The sequence below is a fragment of the Micromonospora sp. CA-263727 genome, assembly GCF_050942455.1.
Lineage (GTDB): Bacteria > Actinomycetota > Actinomycetes > Mycobacteriales > Micromonosporaceae > Micromonospora.
This window is the reverse complement of record NZ_CP192031.1, coordinates 3,668,838-3,685,435: the sequence shown is the minus strand read 5'-3', so window position 1 is coordinate 3,685,435 and position 16,598 is coordinate 3,668,838. Positions and strand designations below refer to the sequence as shown.

At 71.3% G+C, this 16,598-nt stretch carries 16 protein-coding genes; 10 read left to right on the top strand and 6 right to left on the bottom strand.

What is annotated here, in order from left to right; translation table 11 throughout:
- Positions 1-7: 7 nt before the first annotated feature.
- From ACQPYA_RS16285 to ACQPYA_RS16265, 5 genes are all read left to right on the top strand, one after another.
- Positions 8-1,039, top strand: coding sequence for an ABC transporter substrate-binding protein (locus ACQPYA_RS16285; RefSeq protein ID WP_433527931.1), 1,032 nt, complete (start codon positions 8-10; stop codon positions 1,037-1,039).
- A 137-nt stretch (positions 1,040-1,176) separates the two neighbouring features.
- Positions 1,177-2,724: a pyridoxal phosphate-dependent decarboxylase family protein gene (locus ACQPYA_RS16280; RefSeq protein WP_433527930.1), complete on the top strand. Its 1,548-nt coding sequence runs from the start codon at positions 1,177-1,179 to the stop codon at positions 2,722-2,724.
- A 35-nt stretch (positions 2,725-2,759) separates the two neighbouring features.
- Positions 2,760-4,052 (top strand): lysine N(6)-hydroxylase/L-ornithine N(5)-oxygenase family protein, encoded by a 1,293-nt coding sequence (locus ACQPYA_RS16275; protein ID WP_433527929.1) that lies wholly within the window; start codon positions 2,760-2,762, stop codon positions 4,050-4,052.
- A complete protein-coding gene (locus ACQPYA_RS16270) occupies positions 4,049-4,636 on the top strand; it encodes a GNAT family N-acetyltransferase (RefSeq protein WP_433527928.1) in 588 nt (195 codons plus the stop codon). Before ACQPYA_RS16275 ends, ACQPYA_RS16270 begins: the two co-directional genes overlap by 4 nt.
- On the top strand, positions 4,623-6,467 hold the full coding sequence (locus ACQPYA_RS16265; protein ID WP_433527927.1) for an IucA/IucC family protein: 1,845 nt from the start codon (positions 4,623-4,625) through the stop codon (positions 6,465-6,467). The genes ACQPYA_RS16270 and ACQPYA_RS16265 overlap by 14 nt, the downstream gene beginning before the upstream one ends.
- Before the next feature lie 38 nt (positions 6,468-6,505).
- On the opposite strand, the gene ACQPYA_RS16260 is transcribed toward ACQPYA_RS16265, so the two are convergent.
- The 4 genes from ACQPYA_RS16260 to ACQPYA_RS16245 form a co-directional block, all read right to left on the bottom strand.
- The gene (locus ACQPYA_RS16260) at positions 6,506-6,709 is read right to left on the bottom strand and encodes a hypothetical protein (RefSeq protein ID WP_433527926.1); all 204 of its coding nucleotides are present in this window, start codon (positions 6,707-6,709) and stop codon (positions 6,506-6,508) included.
- Positions 6,710-6,881: 172 nt separating this feature from the next.
- Complete coding sequence (locus ACQPYA_RS16255; RefSeq protein ID WP_433527925.1) at positions 6,882-8,132, bottom strand: IS701 family transposase; 1,251 nt, start codon at positions 8,130-8,132, stop codon at positions 6,882-6,884.
- Positions 8,133-8,196: 64 nt separating this feature from the next.
- Positions 8,197-8,928 carry a creatininase family protein gene (locus ACQPYA_RS16250; protein WP_433527924.1) on the bottom strand — a complete coding sequence of 244 codons (732 nt, stop codon included), beginning with the start codon at positions 8,926-8,928 and terminating at the stop codon, positions 8,197-8,199.
- Positions 8,925-9,584, bottom strand: a complete 660-nt coding sequence (locus ACQPYA_RS16245) for a helix-turn-helix domain-containing protein (RefSeq protein WP_433527923.1) — start codon at positions 9,582-9,584, stop codon at positions 8,925-8,927. The genes ACQPYA_RS16250 and ACQPYA_RS16245 overlap by 4 nt, the downstream gene beginning before the upstream one ends.
- 337 nt (positions 9,585-9,921) lie before the next feature.
- On the opposite strand from ACQPYA_RS16245, the gene ACQPYA_RS16240 reads away from it, so the two are divergent.
- Positions 9,922-10,710, top strand: a complete 789-nt coding sequence (locus tag ACQPYA_RS16240; protein WP_433527922.1) for a class I SAM-dependent methyltransferase — start codon at positions 9,922-9,924, stop codon at positions 10,708-10,710.
- Here the strand turns inward: ACQPYA_RS16240 and ACQPYA_RS16235 are convergent.
- Positions 10,703-11,716 carry a LacI family DNA-binding transcriptional regulator gene (locus ACQPYA_RS16235; protein WP_433527921.1) on the bottom strand — a complete coding sequence of 338 codons (1,014 nt, stop codon included), beginning with the start codon at positions 11,714-11,716 and terminating at the stop codon, positions 10,703-10,705. The two genes, ACQPYA_RS16240 and ACQPYA_RS16235, sit on opposite strands and share 8 nt — an antisense overlap.
- Before the next feature lie 269 nt (positions 11,717-11,985).
- Here ACQPYA_RS16235 and ACQPYA_RS16230 point away from each other — a divergent pair, with 269 nt between their 5' ends.
- The 3 genes from ACQPYA_RS16230 to ACQPYA_RS16220 are packed head-to-tail and all read left to right on the top strand — an operon-like array spanning position 11,986 to position 15,127.
- Positions 11,986-13,137 carry a Gfo/Idh/MocA family protein gene (locus ACQPYA_RS16230; RefSeq protein WP_433527920.1) on the top strand — a complete coding sequence of 384 codons (1,152 nt, stop codon included), beginning with the start codon at positions 11,986-11,988 and terminating at the stop codon, positions 13,135-13,137.
- On the top strand, positions 13,134-14,288 hold the full coding sequence (locus ACQPYA_RS16225) for a dihydrodipicolinate synthase family protein (protein ID WP_433527919.1): 1,155 nt from the start codon (positions 13,134-13,136) through the stop codon (positions 14,286-14,288). The genes ACQPYA_RS16230 and ACQPYA_RS16225 overlap by 4 nt, the downstream gene beginning before the upstream one ends.
- Positions 14,285-15,127: a sugar phosphate isomerase/epimerase family protein gene (locus tag ACQPYA_RS16220; protein WP_433527918.1), complete on the top strand. Its 843-nt coding sequence runs from the start codon at positions 14,285-14,287 to the stop codon at positions 15,125-15,127. Before ACQPYA_RS16225 ends, ACQPYA_RS16220 begins: the two co-directional genes overlap by 4 nt.
- Before the next feature lie 36 nt (positions 15,128-15,163).
- Here ACQPYA_RS16220 and ACQPYA_RS16215 read toward each other — a convergent pair whose 3' ends face one another.
- Positions 15,164-16,108, bottom strand: a complete 945-nt coding sequence (locus ACQPYA_RS16215) for a 5'-3' exonuclease (RefSeq protein ID WP_433533515.1) — start codon at positions 16,106-16,108, stop codon at positions 15,164-15,166.
- Between the two features lie 97 nt (positions 16,109-16,205).
- On the opposite strand from ACQPYA_RS16215, the gene ACQPYA_RS16210 reads away from it, so the two are divergent.
- A complete protein-coding gene (locus ACQPYA_RS16210) occupies positions 16,206-16,586 on the top strand; it encodes a VOC family protein (RefSeq protein WP_433527917.1) in 381 nt (126 codons plus the stop codon).
- The last annotated feature ends 12 nt before the right edge of the window (positions 16,587-16,598 follow it).

The window sequence follows — 16,598 nt, the reverse complement described above, 5'->3', positions numbered from 1 at the left end:
CGACATCATGCCTGATCCCGTCTCTGCCCGCCGCCTCTCCCGCCGGGGCCTGCTCGCCGCTGGCGGCGCTGCCGCCGTGGCCGCCGTGCTCGCCGGCTGTGGCCGGGACGATGCCGCAGAGCCCAGCGCTGACAAGAGTTCCGGCCCGTGGTCGTTCACCGACGACCGCCCCGAGACGGTCACCGCCGAAGCCCGCCCCGCCCGGGTGGTGGCCTTCACCGGCTCCGCCGCCGCGCTGGTCGATTTCGGACTGTCCCGCGAGGTCGTCGGCGTTTTCGGCGAGACCAAGAAGGCCGACGGCAGCGCGGATCCGCAGGCCGGCGAGCTGGACGTGGAGAGCGTGGAGATCCTGGGCAACGTTTGGGGCGAGTTCAGCGTCGAGAAGTACGCCGGGCTGCGCCCGGAGTTGCTGGTCACCCACATGTACGACCCGGGCGCCTACTGGTACGTGCCGGACGAGAGCAAGGACAAGATCCTCCCGCTGGCCCCGGTGGTCACCATCACCACCGCCCGGGTGCCGATGACCAAGCCCATCGAGCGGTACGCCCAGCTCGCCGAGGCCCTCGGGGCGGACCTGTCGGCGACGAAGGTCACCGACGCCAAGGCCCGCTTCGAGGCCGCCGCCGAGGCGGTGCGCCAGGCGGTCAAGGCCAACCCGGGAATCAAGGTGATGGCCGCCTCCGGCAGCCCGGACCTCTTCTACGTCTCCAACCCGAAGGTCAGCACCGACCTGATGTACTTCGCCGAACTCGGCGTCGACATCGTGGTGCCCACCAAGCTCGAAGCCGGCGACTACTTCGAGGCGCTCAGCTGGGAGAACGCCAGCAAGTTCCCGGCCGACCTGATCCTGCTCGACAACCGCAGCACCGCCCTGCAACCGGCCGACCTGGCCGCCAAGCCCACCTGGAAGCAACTGCCCGCCGTGCAGGCCGGGCAGGTCACCGGCTGGGACGCGGTGCCCCGCTTCTCGTACGCGGGTTCCGCGCCGTTGCTGGAGAACCTCGCCACGGCGATCCAGGGCGCGAAGAAGCTCACCTGACGCCGCTGGGCGGCCGGTAACGGCGACCCCGACCGGCCGCCCCTCCACCTGCCGAAACCACAGCAACCGCCGCCCAACAGTTGTGCGGCGGCTTCCGGCTGCCCGAAAATCGATATGCCGAGCGTGGAGGACAGTCCATGACCCTGCCGGTACACACCGCCGAGGCAACGCCGACCCGGCCGACGACCGGGCCCACCAGAGCCCGGGCCCACCTGTTCAACGACGGCACAGTCGACGACTACCGGCAGGCGGTGACGGCCGGCACCGAGCGGGTGGCCCGGCGGGTGGCCGAGGTGACCGGACCCTTCACCGGCGTACGCCCCGACGAGCTGGCCCCGCTGGTGGACGCGATCGACCTGGACCGGCCGCTCGGCGACACCACCGCGGCACTGGACGAACTGGACGAGGTCTACCTGCGCGACGCGGTCTGGTTCCACCATCCGCGTTACCTGGCGCACCTCAACTGCCCGGTGCTCATCCCGGCGCTGCTCGGCGAGGCGGTGCTCAGCGCGGTCAACTCCTCGATGGACACCTGGGACCAGAGCGCCGGCGGCACCCTCATCGAGCGGCGGCTGATCGACTGGACGGCCGCCCGGATCGGCCTCGGTCCGGCCGCCGACGGCGTGTTCACCAGCGGCGGCACCCAGTCCAACCTGCACGCCCTGCTGCTGGCCCGGGAGGAGGCGCTGGCCGGCGCGAGCCCGACCGACCGGCGCATCCTGCTGCCCCGGCTGCGGATCATCGCCTCGGCGGCCGGCCACTTCAGCGTGCAGAAGGCGGCCAAGCTGCTCGGCCTGGCACCGGACGCGGTCGTGCTGGTGGGGACCGGACCGGACCGGCGGATGCGCCCCGGCGCGGTCCGGCACGAGATCGCCCGCTGCCGGCGTGACGGGCTGACCGTGATGGCCGTGGTCGCCACCGCCGGCACCACCGACTTCGGCACCATCGACCCGCTCGACGGGATCGCCGAGGTGTGCGGCCCGGCCGGGGTGTGGCTGCATGTGGACGCCGCGTACGGCTGCGGGCTGCTGGTCTCGCCGACCCGCCGGCACCTGCTCGACGGCATCGAACGGGCCGACTCGGTGACCGTCGACTACCACAAGTCCTTCTTCCAGCCGGTCAGCTCCAGCGCGCTGGTGGTCCGCGACCGGCGGACGCTGCGGCACGCCACCTGGCACGCCGACTACCTCAACCCGGCCCGGATGGTCGCCCAGCGCATCCCCAACCAGGTCGACAAGAGCCTCCAGACCACCCGCCGCTTCGACGCGCTCAAACTCTGGCTGACCCTGCGGGTGATGGGCCCGGACGCGGTCGGTGAGCTGTTCGACGAGGTCTGCGACCGGGCCGACCAGGCGTGGGAGCTGGTCGCCGCCGACCCCCGGTTCGAGGTGCTCACCCGGTCGCCGCTGAGCACGGTGGTGTTCCGGTGGCGGCCCACCGGGCCGGGCCGGGAGCTCGCCGACCCGGCGAACCTGCACGCCCGCCAGGCGCTGGCCGCCTCCGGCCTCGGCGTGGTCGCCGGCACCAAGGTCGACGGCCGGCAGTACCTCAAGTTCACCGTGCTCAACCCGGCCACCACCGCCGACGACGTCGCGTACGTGCTCGACCTGATCGCCGAGCACGCCGGCCGGTACGTGCACACCCACGCCGCACCCGCCGCCGACCTCACCTGCCCGGTCGGCTGACCATGCCCCGCCCGAACCCCACCCTGGAGGCCCGGATGCCCAGTCACGACTTCATCGGGATCGGCCTCGGCCCGTACAACCTCGGCCTCGCCTGCCTGACCGCGCCGATCGAGGATCTCGACGGGCTCTTCCTGGAGGCCCGCTCCGATGTCGCCTGGCACCCCGGCATGCTGCTGGAGTCGTCCCGGTTGCAGACCCCGTTCCTGGCCGACCTGGTCACCCTCGCCGACCCCACCTCGCCGTACTCCTTCCTCAGCTATCTCAAGGAGATCGGCCGGCTCTACCCCTTCTACATCCGGGAGAGCTTCTTCCCGCTGCGGGTCGAGTTCGACGCCTACTGCCGCTGGGCCGCCGCGAAGCTGCCCAACCTGCGCTTCGGCCACCAGGTGACCGCCGTGGAGTACGACCCGACCGACGACCGGTACGTGGTGACCGCGACCGTCGGCGGCGACACCGTCACCCACCGGGCCCGGCACCTGGTGCTCGGCACCGGCACCCCGCCGCACCTGCCGGAGACCTGCGCGGGCCTGACCTCCGACGCGCTGCACAACTCGCGTTACCTGGAGCACCGCGACGCGCTTCGGGCCAAACGCAGCATCACCATCGTCGGCAGCGGGCAGAGCGCCGCCGAGATCTACCATGACCTGCTCGGCGACATCGACACGTACGGCTACCAGCTGAACTGGGTGACCCGCTCACCGCGCTTCTTCCCGCTGGAGTACACCAAGCTCACCCTGGAGATGACCTCACCGGACTACGTGGACTACTTCCACGCCCTGCCCGAGCCGACCCGCTACCGCCTGGAAGCCGAGCAGAAGGGGCTGTTCAAGGGGATCTCCGCCGACCTGGTCAACGACATCTTCGACCTGCTCTACGCGCGTAGCGTGGACGGTCCGGTGAACACCCGGTTGATGACCAACACCGAGCTGACCGGCGTGGCGTACGACGAGACCACCGGCCTGCACAGCCTCCGGCTGCGCCACGTCGAGCAGGAACGGGACTACACCCTGGACACCGAGGGGCTGGTGCTCGCCACCGGTTACCGGTACCAGGTGCCGGCGTTCCTGGACCCGGTCCGGGAGCGGCTGCGCTTCGACGGCCACGGACGGCTCGACGTCGCCCGCAACTACAGCGTCGACCACACCGGGCGCGGCATCTTCCTGCAGAACGGCGGCACCCACACGCACAGCATCACCTCGCCCGACCTCGGCATGGGCCCCTACCGCAACGCGTGGATCATCCGCGAGATGCTCGGCCGGGAGCCGTACCCGGTGGAGAAGTCAATCACGTTCCAGGAATTCGGTGCACCGGTCGGGGTGACCGCGTGACCGAGGTCGTCTACACCCGACACGACCGGCAGCTCGGCGAGTTCGCCCTGCGTACGCTCGACGTGGCCGCCGACGCCCCGCTGCTGCACCGGTGGGTCACCCACCCCAAGGCGGCGTTCTGGATGATGCAGGACGCCGACGTCGCGCGGGTCGCCGCCGAGTACGGCCGGATCGCCGCGCACCCGCATCACGACGCCTACCTCGGGCTGTGGCGCGGCGAGCCCGCCTTCCTCGCCGAGCGGTACGATCCGGCGCGGGTCGAGCTGGTCGGGCTCTACGACGCCCGACCCGGCGACGTGGGCATGCACTTTCTCTGCGCCCCGGCCGACACCCCCGTGCGCGGCTTCACCACCGCCGTGATCACCACCGTGATGGCCTGGCTCTTCGCCGACCCGGCGGTGGCGCGGGTCGTGGTCGAACCGGATGTGCGCAACACCGCCGTGCACGCGCTCAACGCGGCGGTCGGCTTCGAGGTGATCGGCCCGATCGACAAGCCGGAGAAGACGGCGTTGCTGAGCATCTGCACCCGGCAGCGGTTCGTGGCCGCCACCATAGCCAAGGAGCACCGTTTTGACCACGCCTGAGCTGCCTGCGCCCCATCCCTCGCGCTCGGCGGTCGACCACCTGCGCCCCGACAACTGGGCGCGGGCCAACCGGCTGCTGGTGCGCAAGGCGCTGGCCGAGTTCACCCACGAGCGGCTCCTCACCCCCGAGCCGGTCGACCCGACGGCCGTTCCCGCCGACGCCGACGGCCGGCGGTGGTACGCGGTCTCCGGCGACTCCGGCGCGGTCGAGTACCGGTTCGCCGCGCGGGTGCTCACCCTGGAGCACTGGGACATCGACCCGGAGAGCATCACCCGGTGCCGGGGCGAGGAGTCCCTGCCGCTGGACGCGGTCGACCTCTGCCTCGACCTGCGGGGCGCGCTCGGCCTCAGCGACCGGATCCTGCCGGTCTACCTGGAGGAGATCAGCTCCACGCTGGCCGGCATCGCGTACAAGCTGGACCGTCCGCTGCCGACGGCGGCGAAGCTGGTCGAGGCCGACTTCCAGGTCATCGAGACGTCGATGACCGAGGGTCACCCCTGCTTCGTGGCCAACAACGGCCGGCTCGGCTTCGGCGTCGACGAGTACCACTGCTACGCCCCGGAGACCGCCCGGCCGGTACGGCTGATCTGGCTGGCCGCGCATCGCGACCACGCGACGTTCACCAGCGCCGCCGACCTCGACTACGACACGCTGGTCCGCGCGGAGTTGGACGAGGCCACCCTCGCCGGGTTCGCCGAGACCATGGCCGGGCTCGGCCTGGACCTGGCCGACTACCACCTCATCCCGGTGCACCCCTGGCAGTGGTGGAACAAGCTGTCGGTCACCTTCGCCGGAGAGGTGGCCCTGCGTCGGCTCGTCCACCTCGGCGAGGGGCCGGACGACTACCTCGCCCAGCAGTCCATCCGGACCTTCTTCAACGTCAGCGTGCCGGATCGGCACTACGTCAAGACCGCGCTCTCCGTGCTGAACATGGGCTTCATGCGGGGGCTGTCGGCGGCCTACATGTCGGCCACCCCGGCCATCAACGACTGGCTCGCCGAGCTGATCGCCGGCGACGAGGTGTTCCGGTCCACCGGCCTGACGATCATCCGGGAGCGGGCCGCGGTCGGCTACCGGCACCGGCAGTACGAGGCCGCCACCGATCGCTACTCGCCGTACCGGAAGATGTTGGCCGCGCTCTGGCGGGAGAGCCCGGTGCCCGGCCTTGCGCCCGGCCGGCGGCTGGCCACCATGGCGTCGCTGCTGCACCTCGACGTCGACGGGCGTTCCTTCGTCGCCGAGCTGATCGCCGCCTCCGGGCTGGCGCCGGTGCAGTGGCTGCGCCGCTACCTGAACGCCTACCTCACGCCGCTGCTGCACGCCTTCTACGCGTACGACCTGGCCTTCATGCCGCACGGCGAGAACGTCATCCTGGTGCTGCGGGACGGCGTGGTCGAGCGGGTGATCTTCAAGGACATCGCCGAGGAGATCGTGGTGATGAACGCCGACGCGGAGCTGCCCCCCGCGGTCGAGCGGATCCGGGCCGACGTCCCGGAGGACATGAAGCTCCTGTCGATATTCACCGATGTCTTCGACTGCTTCTTCCGCTTCCTCGCCGCCACCCTCGCCACCCAGGGCGTCGTCGACGAGGAGACCTTCTGGCGGGCGGTCGCCGACTGCGCCACCGAGTACGCCGACCAGGTGCCGCACCTGACCGAGCGGCTGGCCCGCTACGACCTGTTCGCCCGCGAGTTCGCGCTCTCCTGCCTGAACCGGCTGCAACTGCGCGACAACCAGCAGATGGTCGACCTCGCCGACCCGTCGGCGGCGCTGCAACTCGTCGGCGCGCTGGCCAACCCGCTCGCCCGCTTCGCTCCCGCGGCCGGCTAGCCGGCACCGCCGGCACGCCTCCGGGCCGCCCGAACCGGTCAGCCACCCGACAGGCCGGCGAGGTCGCGGTCCAGCAGCTCGGCGAGCAGGGCGTGCCGGCCGGGGTCGTTGGCCGGGGTGATGCCACGGCTGGGCATCTCCACGGTCATCAGCAGGTGCAGGTGCATCCGGTACAGCGCCAGCCGGCGGCGGACCCCGTCGTCGGGGGAGAGCTGCCGCTGGGTGGGACTCGGCAGCGCCATCCAGCCGTGGTCGGGACTGAACCCACCTGCTCATGCGGCCTAGTAGTGCTTTGTCATGATCGGAGACGGTCTCGGGGTTTTCTTCTTGTGGGGAAGCGGGTTTTGCAGGTGGGGCATGCGCCGGCCAGCCGGGCCAGGAGGGCTTGGAGTTCGCGGAGTAGGGCGTAGAGGGTCAGGCCGGCGCGGGGGCTTTTGGGTCGAGGCGTTGCAGGGTGCAGTAGGCGTGGGCGGCGGATACGAGGGTGACGTGGTGGTGCCAGCCTTGCCAGGTGCGGCCTTCGTAGTGGTCGAGGCCGAGTCCGGTTTTCAGTTCGCGGTAGTCGTGTTCGATGCGCCAGCGGAGTTTCGCCCATCGGATGAGGGTGCGTTTCGGGGTGGTGGCGGGCAGGTTCGACAGCCAGTACTTGGTGGGTTCGTCGCGGTCGGGTGGCCATTCGGCGATCAGCCACGCCTCGGGCAGGTCCTGGTCGCGGTGGGCGGCGAGCAGGACACGTCCGGCTGGCCGGATCCGCAGGAACACGAACCGGGAGCGCATCTTCACCGGCTGGCCTGCGCGGGTGCGCGAGCCGTCACGCCAGGACACCGAGCGGGCCGCGGCGGCACCGTGGGACAGGACCAGATCCTTGACCGAGGTCGCGGGGTCCCGGTATCGGAGTGTCGGTCGCCGGCCTGTCCACGCCGCCGGTGGCGCGGTCCGCGCTGCTTCCTGCCGTTGAACGCCGATCGTGGTGGCCACCTGCACCACAAAGGACAAGCCGCGTTCGGCCAGGCCGTGGCGGAACTCGCCGCTGTCTCCGTATCCGGCGTCCGCCACGATCACCGGCGGTGTCAGCCCCCACCCGATCACCTCGTCGATCATGTCCAACCCGAGACGCCACTTCTCCCGATGCCCGACCTCATCGGGGATCTGCGACCGCGCCCGCCGCACATCGACATCGAGGGCAGCCTCGGCCGAGGCGGGATCCCACGACTCGGGCATAAACAACCGCCAGTCCACCGGACACGACGCGATGTCGGTGACCAGGTTCAGACTCACCCCGATCTGGCAGTTGGTGACCTTGCCCGCCGTCCCGGTGTACTGCCGAGCCACACCCGGCGACGCCCTGCCGCACTTGAGCCAGCCCGTGTCATCCAGAGCCCACGCCGCCGGTGCGATCGCCTCATCCATCCGCACCGCCAGCCGCCGCCGCACCGGCACCACATTCCACGGACTGTTCGTCACGAAATGGTTCAACGCCTGATCATGCACACCCGGCAGACGGCCCGCCATCGGCTGGATCGACTTACGCCGCCCATCCACCATCAACCCACGCACATACTGCCCAGCCCGATCCTGCCACCCGACCCGAGTCAACGACCCGAACACATCAGCGGTGAAATCGGCCAGATCGCCAGCCAGACGCTCCACTTCCCGAACATCCACATCGGAGCCAACGACTCACCACACCAACAGTCCTCGAACTATACCGAAATGTGACAAAGCACTACTAGTCGCCAGAGGTGGCGTGCTTCTGCTCCTTGGTCAGCAAACCAAGAGTGTGCTCGAAGCTGCGCACGAGACTGGCAAGCACGTCGCTCCCCTTGGTATCGGTCGCCAACGATGGTTGCCCGATCACGCCGGTGTCGGTGTACGCACCCATGCCGACCATCAGGAGGTGTGGCCGCTCCGTAAGGTGGTCGGCTTTCTCGAACTCCGCCGTGACGGTGTCCGGCGCGACGTGTAGCAGGATCGATGTCTCAATCTCTCCGGCGTGCATGTCGTCGTGGCTCGTGCTCTCCAATCCGGCATCGTGGCGCGCCTGCTCCCAGTCTCTGCGGCTGGGGAACAGCGCGAGTCGCGGCCCGTCGGTGTTGGCCTCCTGGACCAGGTTGGAAAGCACGTAGTTGCCGCCGTGCCCGTTGACCAGCACGAGATGGTCGATGCCTTGGCGGTGGAGGGAGGCCGCGACATCCTCAACGATGGCAATGAGGGTCGTCGCGCTGATACTGACCGTTCCTCGCCACGCGGCGTGTTCGTGAGAGCATGAGATCGTGACCGGCGGTAGCAGGAACAGGCTGTAGCGTTCCGCCAGCGCGGAGGCGACAGCGCTGGCGACGATGGTGTCCGTGGCGAGCGGTAGATGCGAGCCATGTTGCTCGAAGCTGCCGATGGGCAGGACTGCGACCCTCGCGTGGCGGCGGGACTCGTCGGTCGCATTAGCGGTTGTCCAAAGATTCACGTGCCAATTCTGCCGCTGATCTGAGCGGCGAGGGCATATCGGGCGCGGAAGCGCTGTACTGGCGGCTGGGATCGGTAAGCGGCGAGTTCGGCGTCCACGCGGCGCAGCGCCTGCGTAAGGCGGACCGATCCCGTTTCGGCCGCGAGCGTGAGGACCTTGTCGGCCTGCTCGGCTGTCTCCTCGATGCGACCACGCAGCACGTACGCCGTCGCCAGCCAGGTCCTCGTCATTCCCTCGTCCTGGCGGTACGTTAGAGCGCTGTCTGGGTCGCGGCGTTCGACGGCGTGTTGAGCCTGACGCATGAGCACATAAGAGATCATCTGGTCGTCGTCCGCTTGGTGGGAGAGCGAAAGCGCGTGCCGGAGCCAGTAGCTGGCATCCCGGGCATCGCCGAGATTGTCGGCCGTCCAACTCGCAAACTCGGCCCAGCGTGCCTCGACCCGGCGCAGTTCTCTTAACGTCTCCCCTTCGGCGCGGGTGCCATGGAGGACAGCGTCACAACGTACCCAGAACGAGCGGCCGGACTGCTGGCGGCCAGTCTCGGTGTTGGCTACGGAACTGCGCCCGTACTGCACGAGCCCGGCGAATACGTGCTGTGTGTAGCCTGCGGCCAGCCTCAACTCGGCCAGCGTGCGGCCAAGGTTACGCCAGGCCATCCTGGTCTCGCCGCTGACAACAGGTCGTCTCGCGATTGGCCTACCTGAGCCGATGTGGACAGCGACACGGATATCAGACGCTGTCGCTCCACGTGTCGGCAAGTGCTGTCGCGGACTGCCAACAATTTGCCGACATTCGCATTTGTCATCCGCTTGATGGCAACTCTGGGCCACGGATTGTCGGCGGAATGTTGGAACGGATTGCGGCGTCGCGTGGGCTGGGGGAGACCATGTACAGCAGTCGATCCACCGTAGATAGCGTCGTCGGGGGAGAGGCCGCGTTGTCGGTCCGGTCGACCTCACCTGATCAGGTAGGCAGGTTCAGTAGGCTCCAGCCATGGCGGCGGCACGGGAACAGCGGCGGGTGTTCGGCGAGGTCGCCGAGGCGTACGACGAGGCACGGGAGGGTTATCCGGCCGAGATCCTGGAGCTGATCCTCGACTATGCCGGGCGGGCCCCGAGGAGCGTGGTGGAATCGGGCGCGGGGACGGGCAAGGGCACGGCGCTGTTGCGCGGTCTCGGCGTACCGCTGACCTGCGTCGAACCCGATCCGGCGATGGCGGCGCTGCTGGCCCGCCACGTCGACGGCGACGCCCTGGTGTCGGTGGTGGTCAGCCGGTTCGAGGACTGGGTCCCACCCTCCGGCGGCGTCGACCTGCTGGCCAGCGCGCAGGCCTGGCACTGGGTCGAGCGCGACCGGCGCACCCGACTGGCCGCCACGGCGCTGACGCCGGGTGGGGTGCTCGCGATCTTCGGGCACGACTACGACTTCGCCGACGCCGGCCTGCGCGCGCAGATGGACGCGGTCTACCTGGAGTACGCGCCGGAGATCGCCGATCAGCCCGGACAGCCGGTGCACGCCCGCCATCCGGGCGCGTTCCGCCCCGAGGAGCTGCGCGGTTCGCCATGGTTCACCGACGTGCAGGAGCGGCAGGTGGAGACGGTGGTGCGCTACGACACGGCCCGTTATCTGACCCTGCTCTCCACGTTCTCGCCGCACCGGATGCTGCCCGAGCGGCAGCGCTCCCGCCTGCACCGGGCCCTGGCCGACCTCGTCGACGGACGCGGCGGCGTGGTCGAGCAGAAGCTGACCACCGGGCTGTGGCTGGCGCGCCGGCTCAGCTAGCGGGGCCGGTGCTGTCGCGGCGGACAAGTTCGGCGGCGAGCGACTCCACGCGCGGGCGGGTGGCTCCGGCGTCCAGGGCCAACGTCATCGCCCGCGCGCCCATCTCCACCAGGGGGAGTCGGACGGTGGTCAGCGCCGGGGTGACGTCGCGGGCCATCGGCATGTCGTCGAAGCCGAACACGCTGACCCGGCCGGGCACCGCCACCGACCGGGAGCGCAGCAGCGACAGCGCGCCGATGGCCATCGAGTCGTTGAGCGCCGCGATCGCGGTCAGCCCGGGCTCCGCGTCGAGCAGGGCGGCGGTGGCGTCCGCCCCGCTGTCGCGGTCGAACTCGGCGTACCGGATGCGGTGTTCGGGTAGCTCCCGGCCGTGCCCGGTGAGCGCCTCGCGGAGCCCGGTGAGCCGGTCGGTCGTGGTGGTCAGCACCCGTGGCCCGGCCACCACCCCGATCCGCTCGTGCCCGAGCCGGCACAGCTCCTGCCCGAGCAGCCGGGCGCCGTCGCGGTTGTCCGGCATGACCGCGTCGCCGGAGTGCTCGTGGCGGCCGATCACCGCGACCCGCCCGCCGGTGGCCTCGTACGCGGCCAGCTTGCCGTTGAGCAGCCGGGTGAAGTCGGCGTCGTGGTAGCCGGAGCCGGCCAAAATGATGGCGGCGACCTGGTGGCCGCGCAGCAGCTCGACGTACTCCAGCTCCCGCTCCGGGTCGCGGTAGCTGTTGCAGATCATCAGCAGCCGGCCCTGGTCGGTGGCGACCCGTTGCAGCCCCCGGGTGATCTCCGAGAAGTACGGGTCGGAGACGTCGTGCACGATCACGCCGACGGCGCCGCGATGCGAGCGGGCGAGCAGTTGGGCGTGGGCGTTGGGCACGTACTGCAACTCGGCGACCGCCCGGAGCACCCGTTCGCGCAACTCGTCGGTCACCGGCTTGCTGCTGCCGTTGATCACGCGGGATGCCGTGGCCGGTGAGACACCGGCCCGCCGGGCCACATCGGACAGAGTCGCCACGTACCGCCCCCTCACGCCTGCGCCGGCCACGCGCCACCCGGCCAGCGTCACCGTACCGCAGTGAAGGCCCTTTCCTGTTCCGTGGTTCGCGCAGCTCACGCCTTGTCGCCGGCGCCGCCGCGACCAGGCCCGGGGCGGTGCGCCGGTGCCGGCACACCGCCGTCGACGGCCGGAACGACCGCTGCGGGGCAAGCCCTTGCCCCGGTTCGGGTGCGGGGCCTAGGCTGGCAGGAAAGCGCTTACCTGATGTGCGTGACGGAAGGACATCCATGACCCGCAGGTCGATCGGCATCATCGTGAACGGCGTCACCGGCCGGATGGGCTACCGGCAGCATCTGGTGCGTTCCCTGCTGGCCATCCGAGAGTCCGGCGGTGTGCCGCTGGCCGACGGCACCACCGTATGGCCGCATCTCGTCCTGGTCGGCCGCAGCGAGACCAAGCTGCGCGAGATCGCCGAACGGCACGGCCTGGACGACTGGACCACCGACCTGACCTCCGCCCTGGCCCGCGACGACGTCGAGATCTACTTCGACGCGCAGGTCACCCAGCAGCGGGAGAAGGCCATCCGGCAGGCCATCGAGGCCGGCAAGCACATCTACACGGAGAAGCCCCTGGCGGAGGAGACCGCCGCCGCCCTCGACCTGGCCCGCGCGGCCCGCGCCGCCGGGGTACGCACCGGCGTGGTGCAGGACAAGCTCTTCCTGCCCGGGCTGCGCAAGCTCAAGCGGCTGCTCGACGGCGGCTTCTTCGGCCAGGTGCTGTCGGTGCGCGGCGAGTTCGGCTACTGGGTCTTCGAGGGGGACTGGCAGCCCGCGCAGCGCCCGTCGTGGAACTACCGGGCCGCGGACGGCGGCGGCATCGTGGTGGACATGTTCCCGCACTGGCACTACGTGCTGGCGGAGCTCTTCGGCGAGGTACGCGCGGTCTCCGCGACCATCGCCACGCACATCCCGCGCCGGGTCGACGAGGCCGGTCGGCCGTACCCGGCCACCGCCGACGACGCCGCGTACGCCGTCTTCGAGCTGGCCGGCGGCGTGATCGCCCAGCTCAACTCCTCCTGGTGCGTCCGGGTGCACCGCGACGAGCTGGTCGAGTTCCAGGTCGACGGCACCGAGGGCAGCGCGGTCGCGGGGCTGCGCCGCTGCCGGGTGCAGCACCGCGCGGTCACCCCGAAGCCGGTGTGGAACCCGGATCTGCCGGCCACCGAGGACTTCCGGTCGCAGTGGACGGAGGTGCCGGACAACGAGGACTTCGACAACGGCTTCAAGGTGCAGTGGGAGGCCTTCCTGCGGCACGTCGCCACCGGCGAGGCCTTCCCCTGGGACTTCCTGGCCGGGGCGCGGGGCGTGCAGCTGGCCGAGCTGGGCCTGCTCTCGGCCCGCGAGGGCCGCCGGGTCGAGGTGCCGGAGCTGGCGCTGTGACCGGCGTCGAGGTGACCCTGCCCGGTGGCCGGCGACTGCGCCTGGCCGGCGACGCCGGCCATCCCCGCCCGGACGGGCCGCCGCGCAGCCGCATCGCGTACGCCGCCGCGCACGTGGTCGCCGATCCGGCCGCCGACAACACCCCGGGCGCCCCGGCGGTGCTCGACTGGGACCGCACCCTCGCCTTCCGCCGGCACCTCTGGTCGTACGGCCTGGGGGTGGCCGAGGCGATGGACACCGCGCAGCGCGGCATGGGCCTGGACTACCCGGCCACCCGGGACCTGATCCGGCGCAGCGCGGCCGAGGCGCGGGCGGCCGGCGGCCGGATCGTCGCCGGTGTCGCCACCGACCAGCTGCCGGCCGGCCCGGCCACCCTCACCGAGGTCACCGCCGCCTACCGCGAACAGCTCGACGACGTGCAGGCCGCGGGCGCGGTGCCGGTGCTGATGTGCAGCCGCCACCTGGCCGCCGCCGCCCACGGCCCCGAGGACTACCTGCGGGTGTACGACGAGCTGCTGGCCGCCGCCGACCGGCCGGTGGTGCTGCACTGGCTCGGTCCGATGTTCGACCCGGCGCTGACCGGCTACTGGGGCTCGTCCGAGCTGGACCTGGCCGCCGACGCCGTGGTCGAGCTGCTCAAGACCCACGCGTCCCGGGTGGACGGGATCAAGGTGTCGCTGCTCGACGCGGGCCGCGAGGTGGCGTTGCGCCGCCGGCTGCCGGCCGGGGTACGCCTCTACACCGGCGACGACTTCCACTACCCGGAGCTGATCCGGGGCGACGAGGCGGGCCACTCCGACGCTCTGCTGGGTGTCTTCGCGGCCATCGCGCCGGCCGCCTCGGCCGCCCTGGCCGCTCTCGACCGGGGCGACCTCGTCGCGTACGACGAGATCTTCGCGCCGACCGTGCCGCTGGCCCGGCACCTCTTCGCGGCCCCCACCTGGTACTACAAGACCGGCATCGTCTTCCTCGCCTGGCTGGCCGGCCACCAGGAACACTTCACCATGGTCGGCGGCCTTCAGTCCGGCCGCTCCCCAGCCAACCTGGCCACCCTGCTCACCCTCGCCGACGCCGCCGGGCTGCTGCCCGACGCCGAGCTGGCCGCCGCCCGCGCCCGCGCCTACTTCACCGTCGCGGGGGTGACCCAGTGACCGCCCCGGGGCAGCCGGCCGGGCCGGCGAACCGCGAGGCGTTGCGCCGCTTCTCGTTCAACCAGGCCACCGCCCAGCACTGGCCCCTGCCCGACGTGGTGGCCGGCTGCGCCGCCGCCGGGGTGCCCGGCATCGGCCTGTGGCGGGAACCGGTCGCCGAGTACGGCCTGGCCCGCGCCGCCAAACTGGTCCGTGACGCCGGGCTGGCGGTGACCACGCTGTGCCGGGGCGGCTTCTTCACCGCCGACGACTGGTGGGAACAGAACCTGCGCGCCATCGACGAGGCGGCCGCCCTCAACGCCCCGGTGCTGGTGCTGGTCTCCGGCGGCCTGCCGGCCGGCAGCAAGGACATCGACGGCGCCCGGGCCCGGGTGGCCGACGCCATCGCCGAGCTGGCCCCGCACGCCGACGCCGCCGGGGTGACCCTCGCCATCGAGCCGCTGCACCCGATGTTCAGCGCCGACCGGTGCGTCATCGCCACCCTCGGTCAGGCGCTGGACATCGCCGAGCGGTTCGACCCGGGCGTGGTCGGGGTGGTGGTGGACGCGTACCACGTGTGGTGGGACGACACGGTCTACACCCAGATCGCCCGGGCGGGGGAGTGGATCGCCGCCTTCCAGGTCTGCGACTGGGTCACCCCGCTACCGGAGGGGGTGCTGCTCGGCCGGGCGCTGCCCGGCGACGGCTGCATCGAGCTGCGCCGCCTGCGCGAGGCGGTCGACGCGGCCGGCTACACCGGCCCGATCGAGGTGGAGGTCTTCAACGCCGACGTGTGGGCCCGCCCCGGCGAACAGACCCTCGCCGCCGCCATCCGCGGCTACCTCCACGAAGTGGCCTGACCACCCACCCTACCCCTGTTGATCAAGCGGCCTGCGTCATCGAACAGTCGATCCGTGACGCGAACTTCTTGATTGACCAGACGGGGTGGGGGTGGTCAGGGCTTCGACCAGGCGGCGGGTGGAGCCGGCGAGGTTCCAGCGTTCGGCCAGCTCGATGAGCCGGTCCGGGTCGGCCGGCGCGACCGGCAGCTCGGTGGGCAGCGGCGGCAGCGGCACGTCGAGGGCGACCCGGACCACCTTCGGCGCCACCGCGAGGTAGTCCCGCGCGGCGACGAGCTTGGCCCGCAGCCCGGGCGCGAAGCCGGCGGCCGGGTCGTCCAGGGCGGCGAGGATGCCGGCGATGTCGCCGTACCGGTCGATCAGCCGGGCGGCGGTCTTCTCGCCGACGCCGGGCACCCCGGGCAGCCCGTCACTGGGGTCGCCGCGCAGGGCCGCGAACTCGGCGTACCGGTCGGCGGGCACGCCGTAGCGGGCCCGGATCGCGGCGTCGTCGCAGTCGTCCAGTTTGGCCACGCCCCGCCCGATGTAGAGCAGCCGCACCCCACGCGCGTCATCGACCAGTTGGAACAGGTCGCGGTCGCCGGAGACCACCTCGACCGGCCCGGGTTGGCTGACCGAGAGGGTGCCGAGCACGTCATCGGCCTCGTAGCCGGCCGCGCCGACGACGGTGATGCCGAGCGCGTCGAGCATGTCGAGGATCATCGGCACCTGCGGGGTGAGGGTGTCCGGCACCACCTCGCCGCCCTCGGGCGCCACCCGGTGCGCCTTGTACGACGGCAGCAGCGCCACCCGCCACTCCGGCCGCCAATCGTGGTCCATCGCGCACACCATCCGCCCCGGCCGGCGGGTCCGGACCAGGTGGGCGAGCATGTCGAGGAAGCCACGCACCGCGTTGACCGGCTGACCGTCGGCGGTCTTCGCGGCGGACTCGGGGATGCCGAAATATGCCCGGAAGTAGAGACTGGGCGCGTCGACGAGCATGATCGGGGTCTGCTGTGCCACGCCCGACAGCCTGACACAACCCACCGACGTTCGCGGCGGACGGCACGTCGGGGCCGGGCGCCACCAGGAGGACGCGATGACCGTACCGACCGGGCTGAGGCTGACCACGGTCAACCTGGACACGCCCGACCCGGCCGCGCTGGCCCGCTTCTACGCGCGCCTGCTCGGCTGGGACATCGAGGTCGAGGAGGCCGACGACGTCATCCTCCGCCCGGCCGGCGGCGGGGTGGGCCTGTCCTTCCAGCGGGAGCGGGCGTACCAGCGCCCGACCTGGCCGGCCGAGGCGGGCCGCCAGCAGATGATGATGCACCTGGAGATCGGCGTCGAGGACCTTCCCGCCGCCCTCGACCACGCGCTGGCCTGCGGCGGCACCCTGGCCGAGTTCCAGCCGCAGGAGGACGTGCGGGTCTGCCTGGACCCGGACGGCCACCCGTTCTGCCTCTGGCTGATCGAGTAACCTCGGCTCGGC